Here is an 18214-nt window from a genome sequence, read left to right as displayed (position 1 = left end):
GAAAATTGATAATTTAAAATTTAAGCCACAAATGTAATAATCTTCTAATGAAATTTAGTTTAGAAACTAAAAATTAATTTCCAAAATTATAACGAAGTGTGAAACCTGATCTGATGTTCGTTAAAGGAAATGAAGTCGAAATAACTGCTTTCGAGAACGAATGATCATAATAAAATATTGCTGTCAAGTTTTTACTGAAAGCATAATCAGCAGTCAGCTTTAAGGTCCAAATATTTTGTCCCGCAGCCAGCTGATTATTATCGTAATCTAAATACCTAACTAAAGTTTCATTGTTTCTATATGAAAAATCAGCTTTGATATTAATATCACTTTTAATAATTCCAGTTGGATTATCTGCCAATCTTGAAGAGAAAATTACATCTTTAAAACGATATCCTAACCCAACAACATACTCTACTCCTTTAACTTCTGTCAACAAATTGTTGTCAAAACTCATCGATAAGGCTCGGTCTTTTTTAATTTCCGTTAATAAACGAAGTGAACTCTTCAGCTCAAAATCAACTCGAATAAGCGGACTAAACTGCTCTACCAAGTTAACATTCGACATAATTGTTTTATTAAAGAAATTCGAATTGACATCCTGCCCGTTAGGATTTTCTAAATAATCAAAGTTCGATCTAAACTGGCTGATTGTATATGAAGCCCTGTAATTATGCTGTAAAGAGAAACGTTTAAAATGATCTTTAAAATATTTATAACGCATCAAACCATTATACTTCACAGTCCAGTTCGGGATAGGGAAACTTCTAAAAATACTTGTCGAAGCATTTGAGGCATCACTTCCTGTATAAGCCGCTAAAAACGAAGGAAGCAAGACTGCCTGATTACTTTTACTAAATCCTATTGGATACCCATCATTTGACTGGATTAACTTTCTTTGACTATTATTTGGATTTGCAAGATTATCCAATGGAGCATTCGGATCTTCAGTTGGAAGAGTAGAGGCATCATATCTAGGAATAACTGCTCCATAATGATCTTCCGCTAAACGATTTGCAATTATTAAACGATTATTTCTAAAATCATCAAATGCCGCAGACTGCGTTTCATTACTTGTTGAAAAAGCAGTTTTGATCAATACTGTTGAAATAGAAAACATTCCGTATGTATATGGAGATAAAGGCACATACTGATTTGTTGTAGGATCTACGCTATATTGTTCAGATGAATTTTCAGAATACGCACGATCCATATTTAAATCAATTTTCAAATCAGGAAACAAATCAACATTTGCTGTAATTTTCAAAAGTTTATTACTTACCTGAGTATAATTTTGATTAAAATTTTGATAATTGGTCAACCATCCATTTTTGGCCGCTTCGTAACGTATGTCATCCTGACTACCAAATACAAATCCTAATGATGGTTTTGATGTACCAAAGAAACCTACTCCTGGTATATATCCTGGCAAAACAGTACCGCTGTTTTTAGTATAATTAATTTGAATGTTCTTAACACTTGTCAAAACTCCAATTAAACCGTCGTAAAAAGGACTTCTACTTACTGTTGGCTTCGCAGTGTTTACAATTTTTTCACCTGGCTTAGGTGGTGCTGTTGGTTTTGTTTTCGCCGCTGTTTTAGAACCTGGCGTTAAACCTAAATACTTATACAACGTGTTCATATTTAATGTTGTAGTTAAAGTATTTGAATTAGCATTTTGGATTGTATTTCCTAAATCCCACAGAGTTGTCGATCCATCTGGATTTTCTTCTTCATATTGCGAAAATGCTGTTGAAGCTCTTTGCCAATTATAATCGGCAGTATAAGAATAAGTTGCTTTTACGAAACTGAAAATTGGGATTTTATTAATTGGTATATCATAATTTAAAACCAATTGCTGCAAATGCTGGTTTGGCGTACCAATATCAAAATAATCGTCCCAAATATTAAAGTCTTCTTTTGGCGAATTATCGTCATTCAAAAAGTTCCTAACAATATTATTCGATGCAGCAGTATAATTTAATTTTAATGATTTTGTCAGATTGAATCCAAAACCGTATTGATAATTAAATGCAAAATTTCTTCTGTAAAGCGGATCAAGACCAATACCTTCTACATCAACTTGTCGATATTGCTGACGATTACTTTGTCTAATAATATTTGTATTAAAAGATATATTTGAAGGAAGATAATTAAAATTGAAATCACTCAATAGTTTCCAATATTCACTTGTTTTCATGAATTTGGTCTGCTTGAACGGAACCACTTCTTTCGGCTGGAATGTATACGCATAATTCACGGCTGTGTTCGATTGCTCATCTTCATAATCTTCTACTTCATAATCATGTCTTTCTACCTGATTATAAGATTGGGAGAATGTAAAGTTTTCTACATCATAAACATGAGGTTTCTGCTCTTGGGCTCTGTCTTTTCGTACTCCAATAAAGTTAATACTCTTACGCTTAGTATAATCTACTGCACGTGTTCTAATATTATCTTTTTCTGCTGGATCTGTTGTTTCTGCTATTAACTGTTTCAGTTTAATATCCTGATTAAACGGATCGTATTCTGGTGTAATAACTTCTTCTCCAATTGCATAATTGAACGGAAGATTAATTCCCCATTTCTTAGGCAGTAATTTTCCTAAATTTAAGTTTGTTACTATGTTATATTGTTGAATATCTTCACGATCTCTTTCATTAGCCCCCTCTTCAAGAGAACCAAAACCAATGGTACTCTTTTTTCCTGATGCTGATAATGTCATCAAATCGGCCATATTGGTATCGACATTTAACAAGGCTGCCATACCGCCTTTGTTTTCCAAATCAGACATACGAAGCTCGTTAAACCAAACTTCTCCATTAATGTTTTTATGATCTGCAGCACTTTTTACTCCGACCATTAAATTTCGAACTAAACCAAAATTCGGATTTCCTTTTATACCTAAAGTCAATTTACCGTCTTGGTCACCTCCTTCTATAGATGGATCTCTATCTGGATAGTAAATACCATTTACATCTCTTCTTGGGTCATTAGGATCAATCTTCATTGCCAATATTTTCATTCTGGTCAGCAAAGACAAAGCCACGTCAATATTATTTTCTTCCAGCCAAACCAAATCTGGACTTATCTCACATGATCCTCCAGTATTTGTTACTTTTAATGGAATTTCAATCTGATAAAAGTTTTGCGTAAAGTCATTACCAAAACGAATAAATCCAATCATTTCATTATCTAAAAGCTGGCTATCATTTGGAAGTGATTCCGCATGAATGAACATTTTCAACTTTTTGTATTGACGCATATCAACACTTACATTTTTGAAAACTGCTCTAGAATCTTGATATTCTAATCCTGAACCTCCAATTCTTAATGCTAAAGACTGCTCATTTTGGTTAATGATTGTATTGTTGTTATATGCTTGTTCTCTTTGAACTCCTGGCGGAATAACATAATTTACTGGGCATTTAGTCCCATTTTCCTGAATATTAACTGCCGCAACATCAAACTCAGTTCCGTCGTTTTCTGGATTTGTATCATTAGCATCTAATGTTCCTGTGTATCTTCTCCATTCTCCTCTAACTAAATCTAATGCTCCAAAACGAACTGTCATTTGATCATTAAATCCAGTCATAAACATACGCATGAAACGAATCGATCTAAAATCTGTAATATTTCCAATAGTATTTTGTGGCTGCGAAACTGGGATTTTAAATTGAATCCATCTTGCATTTGTTGTGCTTCCGTTTGGAAGTTCGACATTTTTTACTTCTCTAATGTCTGTAATATAATTTTGTCCAATCTGCATTCCTGGTCTTAAATCAATACTGTATTCATAATACGCATTGATTGTACTCATTGTATTATCACGGTTGATATCTTCAACGTCTGGAAGAGTTGTAGAACCACGATTCGGATCATCTACACTTACTGCAGAGTTCCCCTCAGTTCCATTATATTTTTTATAGCGATTTAAAACGCCGCCATCTGTATTTAAATAATAGGTGTAATCATCTGCTGCTGGATCACTTTCACCAGCGTAATTATTATAAATAGAAGCTTCTTTTGAATTCGGAAGTCCATCTAAACCAACATCTTGATTTCTACGATTATCCGGATTGGTGTCAAAAGCATAAATTAACGATTGTGATGCAGGCACATCTCCCCAAAGTGGCTGCGGATTTACCATTACCTGATCTGGTCCTAATCCGTTTTCATATTGTTTTCTGCCGTCTTTTAAAACGTCTTCTGAAACTTCTCCTAAGTTGAAATAAATTTTACCTGTATTGGTCGGCTGTGATTCTCCTGTTCCAACATATGGATCCAGTACCCAAAACTGAATATATTCTACATTTCCCTGCTCAAAATTGGTTGAATTCAGCGCACGCATAATTCCTCCAAAATTGGTCGAAGGACTACTTGCCCCAAAATTTGGATTGTTATTGTAAGGTCCTCTATCTGATGGATAATACGTTAAATCTAAAGTATTAACTACTTGAATTTGTCCTTGAGCAATATCTGTATTCGGATAAAGCTCTCTACTATAGATTCTTCTTGTTGAATTTAAAGACAAATCGTCATTGGAAATTCCAGAAGGTTTTGATGCATAAAAGACTGGATCGATGGTATACCATGCTAGCTTTGCACGTTTGAAACCATAATCTAACGTATTAGAACTTGCATTAAATGTATTATCATTTATTGAACCAATATATGGAGTCGAAGATAAACTCCATGCATATGCAGATCTCATATCAATAGTTGTCTGAGAACCTTCAAAATCATCTATGTAAATAGTTGCCTCACCTTCAAAATCACTGGCTTTTGGTGCATCTGGTTTTAAAAATGCAACTTCTCCACGAATGGAAAGATTAGAAGGAACATCGGTATCAACGTTTGGAAGCTTATTGGCTAATCTAGTTAAAAATGGAACTTCTGTAGAGTAATTTCCGTTAAAACCAAAAATAGTATTGTTTACAGATTCCTGTCCGTAGCTTGATTTTTGAGTAAAAGGACGCTCTGTCATCTTTAAAAAGGTTGCCCCTAAAACAAAATTTTCAGACATTTTACGTTCAATATTAAATCCCATAAATCTTCTAGTCTGCTGTCCAAAAATTGAATTATTTTCTAAGGAAACTTCAATTGGTGTATTGGAAGCTTGAAGAGAAGGATCTAAAATCTGCACTCTTCCTAATTGATAATCAACACTATAATCGATACCTTCAACCAAAACCCTTCCTGCCGCAGTTACTACAACAGAACCTTGTGGAACGTTGAATGCTCCAATTGGAATACCATTACTTCCCGAAGATTTGTATTTTCCTCTTAATAAAAATTTGTTTTTATCACTATCCTGCAACGCACCAGCTTGTGTACTTCTGTACATATTTCTGAATACATATTTTCGCTGATTATCATTATAGGTCGTTGGATCATTATAATTTTCGCCCGAAGTGCCTGTATTTAATTTTTTAAACAAAAGTTCTCCAAAAGGTTCTTTGGTTGTAAAAATAATACGAGCATTTTGAACATCTACTGTTATTCCTGGAACATAATCAAAAAAACCATCTCCACCCTTTTGTGGGTCATTGGTAGAATTTAACTGATCTAAGTTAAATACATTCAGTAAAGGAGTTTTAGTAATATAATAATTATTTGGATCAGGATTTACAGGATCATCATCTGGAAAAAGAGTCCCTGGAACTGGTGTTATATAATTTATTGGTGATGGATCTGTGTAAAGAATGTTTAGCCTGAAATCTTCTTGCTTGATTTGATACGCCTGTGGAATTTGATAAACGTTTTTCATCATCAAGTTCCAAACTGGATTATTAACATTAGTCAAACTGCTTTTCAGCATTTTTAAAACCAAACTCTGCGTTACAATAGCTTGATTAGCGTTATTGTTTCCTGTAACTACAGTTGCATCTACACCATCGCTTCCGAATTCTCCAACTTGATATACTTTTCCTCCAACAGTGTATTCAAAGGCAACTGCCAAAATTTCGTCATTGGCCAGACGCTGCTGCAAAGAGATATAACCTAATTGTGGATTAAAAGTATATTCGTTTGTTGTTAACTTTCTAGCATTTTCTAAAACAGAATAATCGGTACCTTCGCTTACATTTGCATTGTTAAATCCAGAACCAGCAGTAACAATCTCCCTAATATTAGAATTTAAATAACTTCCTCCTTGCCCGATTGTTGCAGGATTGTATTTATTATTCGTATTGTCTGTTGGAGAATCTATAGGATTATTAAAAAATCCTGCCGAATTGGTAATCACTACAACTTCATTGTCTGGCACGCCGCTAACTTGACCTTCACCTAAATCTTGAAGCGCAATAATATTTCTTAAGTTATTATTGTTTGTCGTTACTCTATTCTGTTTATTGGTAACCCATACTTCTAGTCTTGTAATTTGAACACGGCTGTCAATAAATGGATAATTTCTTAGAGATGAATCGTATTTATTTCTAAAGTATTGTGACAAGAAGAAATGTCGGTCATTATCGTAATCTAATGCGAACAAATCAAAGTTTTGAACTGTTCCTCCACCTTCTGCGACTATACTTTTGGTTTGAGACTTCTGTTCTGAGAAAACTCCGGTAATAGTTGTTTTACCAAATTGTGCTTTTACTTTTGCTCCAAATAAACTCTGTGCACCTCTAATAAGTGTGCTATTAAGAGGCATGCTGACGTTACCAACTTCTACACTTTGTATTATATCATCTTCTGATGGAGTATACGCGAGTTTAAATAAGTTTTGAAAGGCAAAAGTTGACTGCGTATCGTAATTGGCATTTACCTCAAGACGAGTTCCTATTTTACCCATTAAACTCATACTGATTCTTTGATCAAAATCAAAAGTCAGGCTGGATCTGTTTCTTGGAGAAAATGAAGGATTGTCTTGTTTGGTATAACGCAAACCTAGATCCATTTCGACTGATCCTGTGGGCTTTACATCAATGGTATTACTTCCAAAAATACTTTCGAACAAACTGGAATTGATATAATATCTTGGAAGTAAATCTTTTTTTGCGGCTTCGCTTCCTGTTTTTTTACCATCAATTGCATCTGATTTTTTTCTAAAGTAATCTCTTCTAGATTCTTTTAGAACTAAATCTTCGTATTCTTTTGGAGTTAAAATTAAAGGGTAATTGATTGAGAAACCATCAACAGAATTGGTATAAATATAACGATCTGTAATTGGATCGTATCTATAAGCTGATAGTATACTTGGTGGATCTGCAATTTCAATTTTACCAACTGAAAACTGAGTTTTAGTTGTATCTTGAGTTGCCGGGGTGACCTGCGCACGCAAAACATTACCGCAGAGTAAGACCAGCAACAAAATACAAATTTTACGCATAGAATTCTTTTATATAAAATGAATTTATAAGCTTTTTAAAGCTTTTTTGATGATTGTTTCTACTGTAGCTTCTGGATCTTCTTTAACGATCTTTTCTACTACTTTTTCAGACGCTTTACGAACAAAACCTAAAACTTCCAAAGCAGATAACGCTTCATCTCTATTTGTATTGTTTTGAACTACTGAAACTTCATCCAAATCGTACAACTTTAACACTTTTTCCTTTAAATCAAGTATAACCCTTTGTGCTGTTTTGTTCCCAATCCCTTTTATAGATTGAATTACGCCTACATCTCCTGATGCGATCGCATTTATAATTTGTTTTGGTTCTATTGACGAAAGCATCGTTCTCGCAATTCCTGCTCCGATTCCTGAAACAGAAAGCAGCATTCTAAAAATTTCGCGTTCCGATTTCTCTGCAAAACCATATAAAGTATGCGCATCTTCTTTTATTTGAAGATGCGTATACAATTTTATATTTTCAGAATTTGGTATTAAAGAAAAGGTATGCAGTGATATATTCACCTGATAACCAACTCCTCCACAATCAATTACAACTTCTGTAGGATTTTTTTCTACTAATCTTCCCTGCAAATGTGCTATCATAAATATACTTTATTAGTATCAAATATAATAAAAATGCCATAAAATTACGACAAAGTTATTCAATCCTTGTTAGAACGTTTATTGTGAGATTTTATTCTTTTTGTTTTCTTTTTCCTGTGCATCAATCACAGCGATTGCAGCCATGTTTACCATTTCTTCTACGCTTGCCCCTAATTGGAAAATGTGAACTGGTTTACCCATACCCATCATAATTGGTCCGATTGAATTCACTTTATACAATTCTTTCAACAATTTATAAGTGATATTTGCTGACTCTAGATTAGGGAAAATCAATGTATTTACTTTTTTACCAGCTAATTTAGAGAATGGGAATTTCTCCTGCAACATTTCTGGATTTAAAGCAAAATCTGCCTGAATTTCTCCATCAACAATCATTTCAGGATGATTTTTATGTAAGTAAGCAACTGCTTCTCTAACTTTTGACGCGCTTGCGCTAGATGAAGAACCAAAGTTTGAGAATGAAACCATTGCAATAACAGGCTCAATACCAAACATTTTTGCTGTTTTAGAAGTCATAATTGCAATGTTAATCAAATCTTGTGCAGATGGATTAATGTTGATTGCAGTGTCTGATAAAAACATTGGCCCGCGAGAAGTAAGCATCATGTTTGCTGTTGCAATTAGAGAGGCATTATGTGCTTTTTCTATTAATTGCATCATTGGTTTTACAACAGAAGGATAGCTTCTAGAATATCCAGTAACTAAAGCATCTGCTTCACCTTCATTAACCATCATGGCTGCAAAATAGTTTCTTTCGCGCATGAATTTCTCCGCATCTAATTTTGAAACACCTCTTCGGCCTCTTGTTTCCCAAAACGAATTTGCAAATTTATTACGTCTTACTTCTTCTTCATCTGTCTTAGGATCAATAATTTCTAGATCAGCATCAAAACCTAGTTCTGCTTTCAATTCTAAAATCACTTCTTTGTTTCCTAATAAAATTGGGAATCCAATTCCGTCTTCGTAAACAATTTGTGCTGCTTTTAATACATTTAACTGATCTGCTTCAGCAAAAACAATTCTTTTAGGATCTAATTTTGCACGATTTGTAATCAATCGCACCATTTTATTATCATTACCCATACGCTCACGAAGATTGTCTTCATAAGCTGCCCAGTCTGTGATAGGATTTTTTGCTACACCAGATTCCATTGCTGCTTTTGCTACTGCAGGCGCCACAACTGTAATCAATCTAGGATCAAATGGTTTTGGAATGATATATTCTTGTCCGAAACCTAATTTGGTTGCACCGTACGCTACGTTAACCTGCTCTGGAACTGGTTCTTTTGCTAAAATAGCCAACGCTTTTACGGCAGCCATTTTCATTTCTTCGTTAATTTTTGTCGCTCTTACGTCTAATGCTCCTCTAAAAATGTAAGGGAAACCTAAAACATTATTTACCTGATTAGGAAAATCTGAACGTCCTGTCGCCATAATAACGTCTTTACGCGTTTCTACAGCTAAATTATAATCGATTTCCGGATTCGGATTTGCCATTGCAAAAACGATCGGGCTTTTTGCCATTGTTAGTAACATTTCTGGCGAAAGAATATCTCCAGAAGATAATCCGATGAAAACATCAGCATCTTTTACTGCATCTGCCAAAGAAATTTTTGGACCGTCGACAGCATATTTTAATTGTAAATCAGAAAGTGCCGGATTGTCTTTTGTTAAAAGTCCTTTACTGTTGAACATTAAAACATTCTCTACTTTCACGCCTAATAAAACGTATAAATCAGTACAAGCGATTGCTGCAGATCCTGCTCCAGAAACTACTACTTTTACATCTTCTGCTTTTTTACCTGCTAATTCAAGTGCATTGATTAAAGCTGCTGAAGATATAATTGCTGTTCCGTGCTGGTCATCGTGCATTACCGGAATATTTAATTCTTCTACCAGTCTTCTTTCGATTTCAAAAGATTCTGGCGCTTTAATATCTTCAAGATTAATACCTCCAAAAGTTGGAGCAATATTTTTTACGGTTTGAATAAATTCTTCAACATTTTCGGTGCCGATTTCGATATCAAAAACATCAATATCAGAGAATATTTTGAATAACAAACCTTTCCCTTCCATTACAGGTTTTCCTGCTTCAGGGCCTATATTTCCTAGTCCTAAAACAGCTGTACCGTTTGAGATTACGGCTACTAAATTTCCTTTAGCTGTATATTTATAAACGTCATCAATGTTTTCTGCAATTGCTAAACATGGTTCTGCAACTCCCGGCGAATAAGCCAGTGATAAGTCTCTTTGGGTTGCATATTTTTTTGTTGGAACTACCTGAATTTTTCCTGGAGTCGGCTCTGAATGGTACAGTAACGCTTCTCTTCTTTTACTCTCTTTGTTCATTATTTTTAGCTTTTATTCTAGCTTACAAAGATATAAGTCTTGTTTTAAAATGGCGTATTTTTAGCATTTTCTTTTCTTAAAATCCATTTTGATAAATAAAAAAAGTCCAATAGAAATTGGACTCCTTTTAAATTTTTATTGTTTTTAAGTGTGCTTTATTGAGAAATATAAGAATTCAAATGATTAATGGTGTCTTTTTGAATTTCTATAATTGCCTTAACAACATCGCTTATTGAGATTATTCCAACCACTACTCCATCTTCTAAAACAGGCAGGTGTCGGATTCTTTTTTCGCTCATAAGTTCCATACAATCTTCAAGATTATCTGAAAGTTTTACTGTAAAAACATTACTTTCCATAATCTCATGAACAAAAGTTTCTTTAGAAGATTTATCTTTTAGAACAATTTTACGGGCATAATCTCTTTCAGATAAGATTCCTTTTAAATTATTATCGTCAATAATTAAAATTGCTCCGATATTTTTTTCTCCCATTACTTTTAAGGCTTCATAAACCGTTAAATTCGAAATAACGGAATAGACATTTCTTCCTTTTGCTTTAAGTATTTGATCTACAGTCATAATGAAAAATTTTTAGGTTTATAAAGTTAAAACAAAAACAAACACGATTTGCAACGAAATCGATTTTTTAAAAACATAAACAATTCATTTTAAACATAATACATCAAAATTTAGATTTTCAAAATTATCCACTAAAGAAAGAAACTTTTTACAATTCTTTTTTGAAGAAAATTTGATTTTTTAACGTTTAGGATTCACATTGTGTAAATAATAATCAAATGTCCCGATGGGACAAAATACATGTCGATATTTTTGGGATTCTACCAATCATTAACTCCTAACGGAGTTATTTTGCAGAAATTAAATATTATGAATTAGCAACTCATTAGAAGTTATGGCATGATACAAGAGTGATTATAATCATCGTAATATTATATCTGGATGTTTAAAAGAACATTTATTCCTCAGGGATTAAATCAATACCATTAAAAATATTGAACAGCAACTCCGTTAGGAGTTATGGGTTGGTAGAAAAAATAATGATAATCATCACAATATTATCTTTTAGGGATATATGAAAGCACATTAAAAACAAATCAGAGACTCCGCTAGAACCTATGGATTGGTAGAAAAAATAATGATAATCATCCCAATATTATCTTTTAGGGATATATGAAAGCACATTAAAAATAAATCAGAGAATCCGCTAGAACCTATGGATTGGTAGAAAAAAAAAATTGTAACCATCAAAATATTATTCCACAGGTGTTATATCAGTACCATTAAAAATATAGAAGAACAACTCCGCTAGGAGTTACGGGTTGGTAGAAAAATAATGATGATAATATCAATATTATCCCGTAGGGATATCTGGAAAAACATTAAAAGTATAACCATGCCAAAATTCAGAGCATTTTTTTACAAAAAACCCTTTTCTAAAATTTAGAAAAGGGTTCTATGATTGGAATTTGGAATTTAAAAAATTGAAAATTTCCTTTTTTTTACATTGCTACAATAATAAACTCACTTCTTCTATTTTGCATATGTTGTTTTTCGGTGCACTTCACTCCGTCTGCACATTTGTTTACTAATTGTGTTTCTCCATAACCTTTGGCAGATAAACGTTCTTCGCTTATTCCTTTTTGTACCAGCCAGTTTTTTGTCGATTGCGCTCTTTTTTCAGAAAGAATCTGATTGCTTTCTGATGACGAACGACTGTCGGTGTGGGAACGAATATCTAGTTTCATATTTGGATATTCATTTAAAAGATTTACCACTTTCATTAATTGTGGTTCTGATGTCTTTTTGATTGTTGCTTTGCCCAAATCAAAAAAGTTCATTGGCAGATTTAATAGTTTTGCCAAATCTGCTCCCACTTTTATCGATCCTAATTTTACTGGACTTATTGCAACTTTTTTGATTTCTATTTTTTTCGCAGCAAGAGGAACAAACACTTTGTTTAATGCAATCATTAATGTTGTTTCTGCGTCTTTTTGGATATTTACAGCAACTTCTTTTGCGTTGTAATCTGTTTTGGCTGTTCTAATGGTATATTTTCTGCCACATTTTACAGTAGGAAAAATGTAATTTCCTTTTTCATCTGTAACGATTGTTCCAACTGGATCAAACTTATCGTTAAATAAAGTAAGAGAAGTATTGGCCAGCAGTTCATTAGATTCTGCATCTGTAACTGTTCCTGTTAAGTTTTGCTCACAGATTAATCTTCTAGTTTCTGTAAATCGGTAAATATCGTCTAACCCTTGACCGCTATCTCTATTGGAAGAGAAAAATCCGTTTCTAATTTTACTGTCAATGCTAAAAGCGAAATCGTCTTGTTTACTGTTTACAGGTTCCCCAACGTTTAAAACTTCATCAAAAGTTCCGTTTGCTTTTATTCTAACAGCAAAAATATCAAGTCCGCCTAAACCCGGGCGTCCGTCAGATGCAAAATACAATTCGTTGTCTCCAGAAATAAAAGGAAAGGTTTCTCTTCCTTCGGTATTAATTGAAGGTCCTAAGTTTTCTGGTGTCCCAAATGTACCGTCTTCATTAATAGTTACTTTATAAATATCCGACTGGCCTAACGTTCCTGGCATATCCGACGCGAAATACAATATTTTTTCGTCTACACTTAACGCTGGATGTGCAGTACTGTATTGGTCGCTGTTAAACGGAAGTTCTTTTATGTTTTTCCATTCTTCGTCAATCCATTCTGCTTTGTACAATTTTAAAAGCGTTACATTTTTATCGTTGCTTCTTCTCTTGCCATCAGTAAAGTTATTTCGGGTAAAATACATTGTACGACCATCTTTTGTGAAAATCGGACTTGACTCATTGAATTTGTCTTTTTTTCTTTTTATTAAAAGTTCAGGTCTTCCAACACTTCCGTCAGGCATTAAAACAGCCGAATATAATCTAGAGAAAGATCTATTTGTCCATTGAAAATTAGTCTTAACCACGCCGCCTGTATCGCGCGCCGAAGTAAAGATTATTTTGTTATTATAAGCAGTGCTTCCGTAATCTGAAAAATGAGAATTAACTCCCGCATCTCCAATTTCAAATCGACCTGAATTTTCTTTTATTTCCTCTAAATAATTTTTATCATTTCGAATTAAATCGGCTCTCTTTTCTAAAACCGCTTTTTCATTAAATTTCTGTAGAATTTCATCCGATTTACGATAGTTTCCAGCTGATTTTAAAGATTGGGCGTAACGGTATAAATATTCAGATTCTTGGTCTGGGTTTATCATAAATAATTGTTCATACCATTTTAAGGCACTTTTTAATTCTCCATTAAAATAATATGAGTTTGCCAGACGCTGAATTAATCCTTCGTTATTAGTTTCTGTGGTTACTAAGTTTTCGTATACTTTTATTGCATCTGCGTAAGCATATTCACTGTACTTTTTATCTGCATATTTTACATTCATATTTGTGAATGGATTTTGTGCATTCACATTTAAGAAAAAGCCAGACAGCAAAAAGATCAAAATTAATTTGTTTACTTTCATAGGTATCATTAAAAGAATCTTGGAGATATCATTTTATTATAATTATTGAAAAATTCGAATCTTAGGAAAATCTCATGAGATCCAGAATTGTATTTTCTAAGTCTTGTAGTTTCATGATCGTAACCATAACCTACGTACATTCCTTTTGTAACTTGAAATCCAGCCATTGCACTAACTGATGCACTCCAACGGTATGCAAGCCCAAGAACGAATTTATCATTAAACATAAAATTCCCCGAAACATCTACCTGCAAAGGTGCTCCTTCTACCATTTTGGTCATTAAAGCTGGTTTGAATTTGATATACTCTAAACGATCCAGATTAAAGACATAACCGGCTATTAAATAATAATTGATTTTTTCTTTGAAAATAGCGGTGTCGTCAGAATTATAGCGATTTGTTTCTATAAAATTAGGAATAGATAATCCAATATAGGCTCGATCTGAATGATAGTAAATTCCAGCTCCTACATTTGGGCTAAATCTGTTTTTTAAGTTTTGAAATTGTGGATCATCCTGATCTTCCATACTTAATTTATTGACATCAAGATTAAAAAGATTTGCTGTTCCTTTTATCCCGAAAGACAAGTTCCAACTTTCTGAAGTTGGTATTGTATAAGACAAATCTGCTGATAAGGTGTTTTCTACAGTTGGTCCGATTTTATCATTTACTAAAGAAACTCCAAGCCCTAAATCGCTGTTACTTATAGGTGTATTGACAGAAAATGTACTTGTTTCCGGCGCGCCATCTAAACCAACCCATTGCGTACGATACAATCCAAAAACGCTTAAAGCTCCTCTTGAACCTGCGTAAGCTGGATTGACTTCGATTGTATTATACATGTATTGAGTATACTGCGCATCTTGCTGCGCATTAGACACAATCGAAAAAAACATAAAAATTAAAATTAATTTTTTCATTTATTAAGTTTTAAAACGGCTCAGCTAGAACTAAGCCGTCATCTATTTTTATTTGTTAATGTATAAGTAACCTGATTCTTCGTGCGGGTTTTTAGCACTATCTTTGTATTTCAAAATATAGAAATAGGTTCCTACTGGCAGACCGTCTGTTTGTTTAATCGTAGAACGTCCGTTAGAATATCCTAAAAAGACTCTGTCTGTATTATTATATTGATCTATACTGAAAACCAATACTCCCCAACGGTTGTAAATTTCAACAGTATTATCTGGATAACATTCTATGCCTCTAATAAAGAATCTTGCATTCTTTTCGTCTCCATTTGGAGAGAAAGCTTTAAATACTTTAATTGCACATCCATTTAAATCTAATACCGTAGGATTGTCGCCATTGTTGCTAGAATCATCTGATTTGTCTTCAACAACTATACCTCTACTACTTTTACCTTGTGCAATTGCCTGATTACTAACACTGCCCTGATTAATATCTTCTTGAGTTATTTTGTAAACTGCAGTGAAATTAGTTTCATTAGATTCGTTTATATTTAGATCAATTGGCTGGCCAGAAACTACTACTCCAGTTAATGGATCTGTTATTGTAATACCAATAAGCGGTACATTTCCTGTATTGGTTACTGTAAACTTGTACGTGATTGTTTCGCCTGCATTAGCATAACCGCTCTTATCTTCATCATTGAATACTGCGGTTTTGATAACTGCTATTGCTGGAACTTCAACAAAAACATTCATTACTGCTGTTGAACAATTTAAAGGATCTGCTTTTTCGCAAACCTGATACGTCAATGGATAATTTCCTCCTGGTGTATTTGGTTTAACATTTACAGTTCCGTCAGCATTCCATTCAAAATAGGCATTCGTTGTTAAAGGTTTTACCACAACATCTGCAGGATTGATCGGTTGTCCGTTTATTAAATCATTATCTAAAACATTTACAAATTCTAGAGAACCATTAATTCCGTCTACACTAATATTATTATCATTCCCTAAAGTAATTTCGTTTGATGCTGGAGAAGCAGGATCAAGCGTATTCAATACTGTAATTTTAATTGTTGCCTGACTACAATTTGATGTATTTGCAGCTTCACAGATTTGATAAGTCAATTCGTAAACTCCATTTGGTGTGTTTGCAGCAATGTTGATTGATCCGTCTGTATTTAGTGTTAGATTTGGATTTGCAACAACAGTTGATAAAATAACATCTGCAGGATTTGGATTTACTCCATTTACAAGATCATTTGCAAAAATATTAAGTGATGCATTCATTCCTTTTTTCACATCAATTGGTCCTGCCTCATCATTATTTGCTTTGATTGAGAATGTCGGACGAGCGTTACAACCAGAAGTTGCTGCTGGATAAGCTACAGAAACCGTTACGGTTGGGTTTAATGAAAATTCCATTTTCACTCCATTTCTCGTAAGCTCAAAACCATCTGCACCTTCTGTCCATTGTCCGTTATTTAAAATCCATCCCGGCCAATCTACTCCATTTCCACTACCGTCAACTACAGCGCCCGGCCAAATAATATTTCCGCTTAATGGTAAGTTTGTTTGAGTAGCTACAACATTATTTGCGCTGTCGATCCATTTAACTGTCAATAGATTCGCTGTTGTAAAATTATCTGGTGTAACTGTATAATTTACATAAGGAACATTGTTTGAACAGTAGCTGTTTGCAGATACTGTCATTTTTGGTTCTGTTACAGTTACTTTTACAACATTAGAACTACAATTTGAAGGATTTAATTTCTCACAAATAGTATATGGCAATTCATAATCTCCTGCTGGCGCACTAGCTGCAAGAATAACATTTCCATTTGCATCTATTGTTAAATATCCTTTTGGATCTGTTCCTGGAGTAAGATTTACATCTGCCGGTACTAGAGCATTTCCGTTTTTAGTATCGTTTGTAAAGACATTTATTACTGTTTGTGAAACATTAACTCCAACCGCTGATGGTACAAGATCTTCATTTGCTACAAGATCTCCTCCGGTAACTGTTACAACCGAAATTACTGAATCACAGTTTGTCGGATTTGTGTTTTCGCAGATACGGTATTCTACATTATAATCTCCTGCCGGAGTGTTTGGCGCCACAGTAATTGTATGATCTGGATTTAATGTAAATCCTGACGGAAGTGTTCCAATAATTTCAAAACTAACTTCTCCTAAAGCCGTTCCAACAACTGCTGGATTTCCGTTTAGTTTATCATTAGCAGTAAATGAAATTGTTGTTCCTCCGATATTTCCATTAATTGAAGTTACTGGATCTGCAACTGCTTCAATTTTTGGTGCAGTTACTGTTACCGTCACTGTGTTTGATTTACAATTTGAAGGATTTAATTTCTCGCAGATTGTATATTCTAATTCATAATTTCCTGCTGGTGCATTAGCTCCTAAAGTCAATGTCCCGTCTGGATTCAATACTAAATATCCTTTTGGATCTGGTTTTGAAACAGTCAGATTTACATCTGAAGGATCTAATTTTTGTCCGTTTTTAGTATCATTATCTAAAACATTTACATTTAGTGTCTGATTTGTATTTGACCCGACAACTGACGATACAATATCTGGATTGGCTACAAGATCGCCTGATGTAACCGTTACAACTGAAATTACTGAATCACAGTTTGTCGGATTTGTGTTTTCGCAGATACGGTATTCTACATTATAATCTCCTGCCGGAGTGTTTGGCGCCACAGTAATTGTATGATCTGGATTTAATGTAAATCCTGACGGAAGTGTTCCAATAATTTCAAAACTAACTTCTCCTGAAGCTGTTCCTACAACTGCTGGATTTCCGTTTAGTTTATCATTAGCAGTAAATGAAATTGTTGTTCCTCCGATATTTCCATTAATTGAAGTTACAGGATCTGCAACTGCTTCAATTTTTGGTGCAGTTACTGTTACCGTTACTGTGTTTGATTTACAATTTGAAGGATTTAATTTCTCGCAGATTGTATATTCTAATTCATAATCTCCTGCTGGTGCATTAGCTCCTAAAGTCACTGTCCCGTCTGGATTCAATACTAAATATCCTTTTGGATCTGGTTTCGAAACAGTCAGATTTACATCTGAAGGATCTAATTTTTGTCCGTTTTTAGTATCATTATCTAAAACATTAACATTCAATGTTTGATTTGCATTTGACCCGATAACCGACGGTACTGTGTCTGGATTTGCAACAAGATTGCCTGATGTAACCGTTACAACCGAAATTACTGAATCACAGTTTGTCGGATTAGTATTTTCGCAGATACGGTATTCTACATTATAATTTCCTGCCGGCGTGTTTGGCGCAACAGTAATAGTATGATCTGGATTTAATGTAAATCCTGACGGAAGTGTTCCAATAATTTCAAAACTAACTTCTCCTGAAGCTGTTCCTACAACTGCTGGATTTCCGTTTAGTTTATCATTAGCAGTAAATGAAATTGT

7 protein-coding genes are annotated in these 18214 nt (G+C 33.9%); all 7 read right to left on the bottom strand.

What is annotated here, in order from left to right:
* Positions 1 to 73: 73 nt before the first annotated feature.
* Positions 74 to 7333, bottom strand: coding sequence for a cell surface protein SprA (gene sprA, locus EDB96_RS04070; RefSeq protein ID WP_134139362.1), 7260 nt, complete (start codon positions 7331 to 7333; stop codon positions 74 to 76).
* Positions 7334 to 7357: 24 nt separating this feature from the next.
* Positions 7358 to 7939, bottom strand: coding sequence for a Holliday junction branch migration protein RuvA (ruvA, locus tag EDB96_RS04065; protein WP_057117440.1), 582 nt, complete (start codon positions 7937 to 7939; stop codon positions 7358 to 7360).
* A gap of 78 nt (positions 7940 to 8017) precedes the next feature.
* Positions 8018 to 10309, bottom strand: coding sequence for an NADP-dependent malic enzyme (locus EDB96_RS04060; RefSeq protein WP_057117441.1), 2292 nt, complete (start codon positions 10307 to 10309; stop codon positions 8018 to 8020).
* A 155-nt stretch (positions 10310 to 10464) separates the two neighbouring features.
* Positions 10465 to 10890 carry a CBS domain-containing protein gene (locus EDB96_RS04055; protein ID WP_057117442.1) on the bottom strand — a complete coding sequence of 142 codons (426 nt, stop codon included), beginning with the start codon at positions 10888 to 10890 and terminating at the stop codon, positions 10465 to 10467.
* Positions 10891 to 11831: 941 nt separating this feature from the next.
* Positions 11832 to 13841: an OmpA family protein gene (locus tag EDB96_RS04050; RefSeq protein WP_134139361.1), complete on the bottom strand. Its 2010-nt coding sequence runs from the start codon at positions 13839 to 13841 to the stop codon at positions 11832 to 11834.
* 8 nt (positions 13842 to 13849) lie between these two features.
* On the bottom strand, positions 13850 to 14761 hold the full coding sequence (locus EDB96_RS04045; RefSeq protein ID WP_134139360.1) for a type IX secretion system membrane protein PorP/SprF: 912 nt from the start codon (positions 14759 to 14761) through the stop codon (positions 13850 to 13852).
* Positions 14762 to 14809: 48 nt separating this feature from the next.
* On the bottom strand, positions 14810 to 18214 hold a 3405-nt coding region (locus tag EDB96_RS21000), incomplete at its 5' end, for a gliding motility-associated C-terminal domain-containing protein (protein WP_166669263.1).

This window comes from Flavobacterium sp. S87F.05.LMB.W.Kidney.N, from assembly GCF_004366435.1.
In the GTDB taxonomy this organism is placed as follows: Bacteria; Bacteroidota; Bacteroidia; order Flavobacteriales; family Flavobacteriaceae; genus Flavobacterium.
The sequence above is the reverse complement of the archived record's forward strand: the minus strand, read 5'-3'. Positions and strand labels throughout refer to the sequence as shown.

Bases quoted from the DNA above. Each gene is read 5' to 3' on its own strand.
- sprA (WP_134139362.1), bottom strand. From the start codon at position 7,333: ATGCGTAAAATTTGTATTTTGTTGCTGGTCTTACTCTGCGGTAATGTT.
- ruvA (WP_057117440.1), bottom strand. From the start codon at position 7,939: ATGATAGCACATTTGCAGGGAAGATTAGTAGAAAAAAATCCTACAGAA.
- EDB96_RS04060 (WP_057117441.1), bottom strand. From the start codon at position 10,309: ATGAACAAAGAGAGTAAAAGAAGAGAAGCGTTACTGTACCATTCAGAG.
- EDB96_RS04055 (WP_057117442.1), bottom strand. From the start codon at position 10,890: ATGACTGTAGATCAAATACTTAAAGCAAAAGGAAGAAATGTCTATTCC.
- EDB96_RS04050 (WP_134139361.1), bottom strand. From the start codon at position 13,841: ATGAAAGTAAACAAATTAATTTTGATCTTTTTGCTGTCTGGCTTTTTC.
- EDB96_RS04045 (WP_134139360.1), bottom strand. From the start codon at position 14,761: ATGAAAAAATTAATTTTAATTTTTATGTTTTTTTCGATTGTGTCTAAT.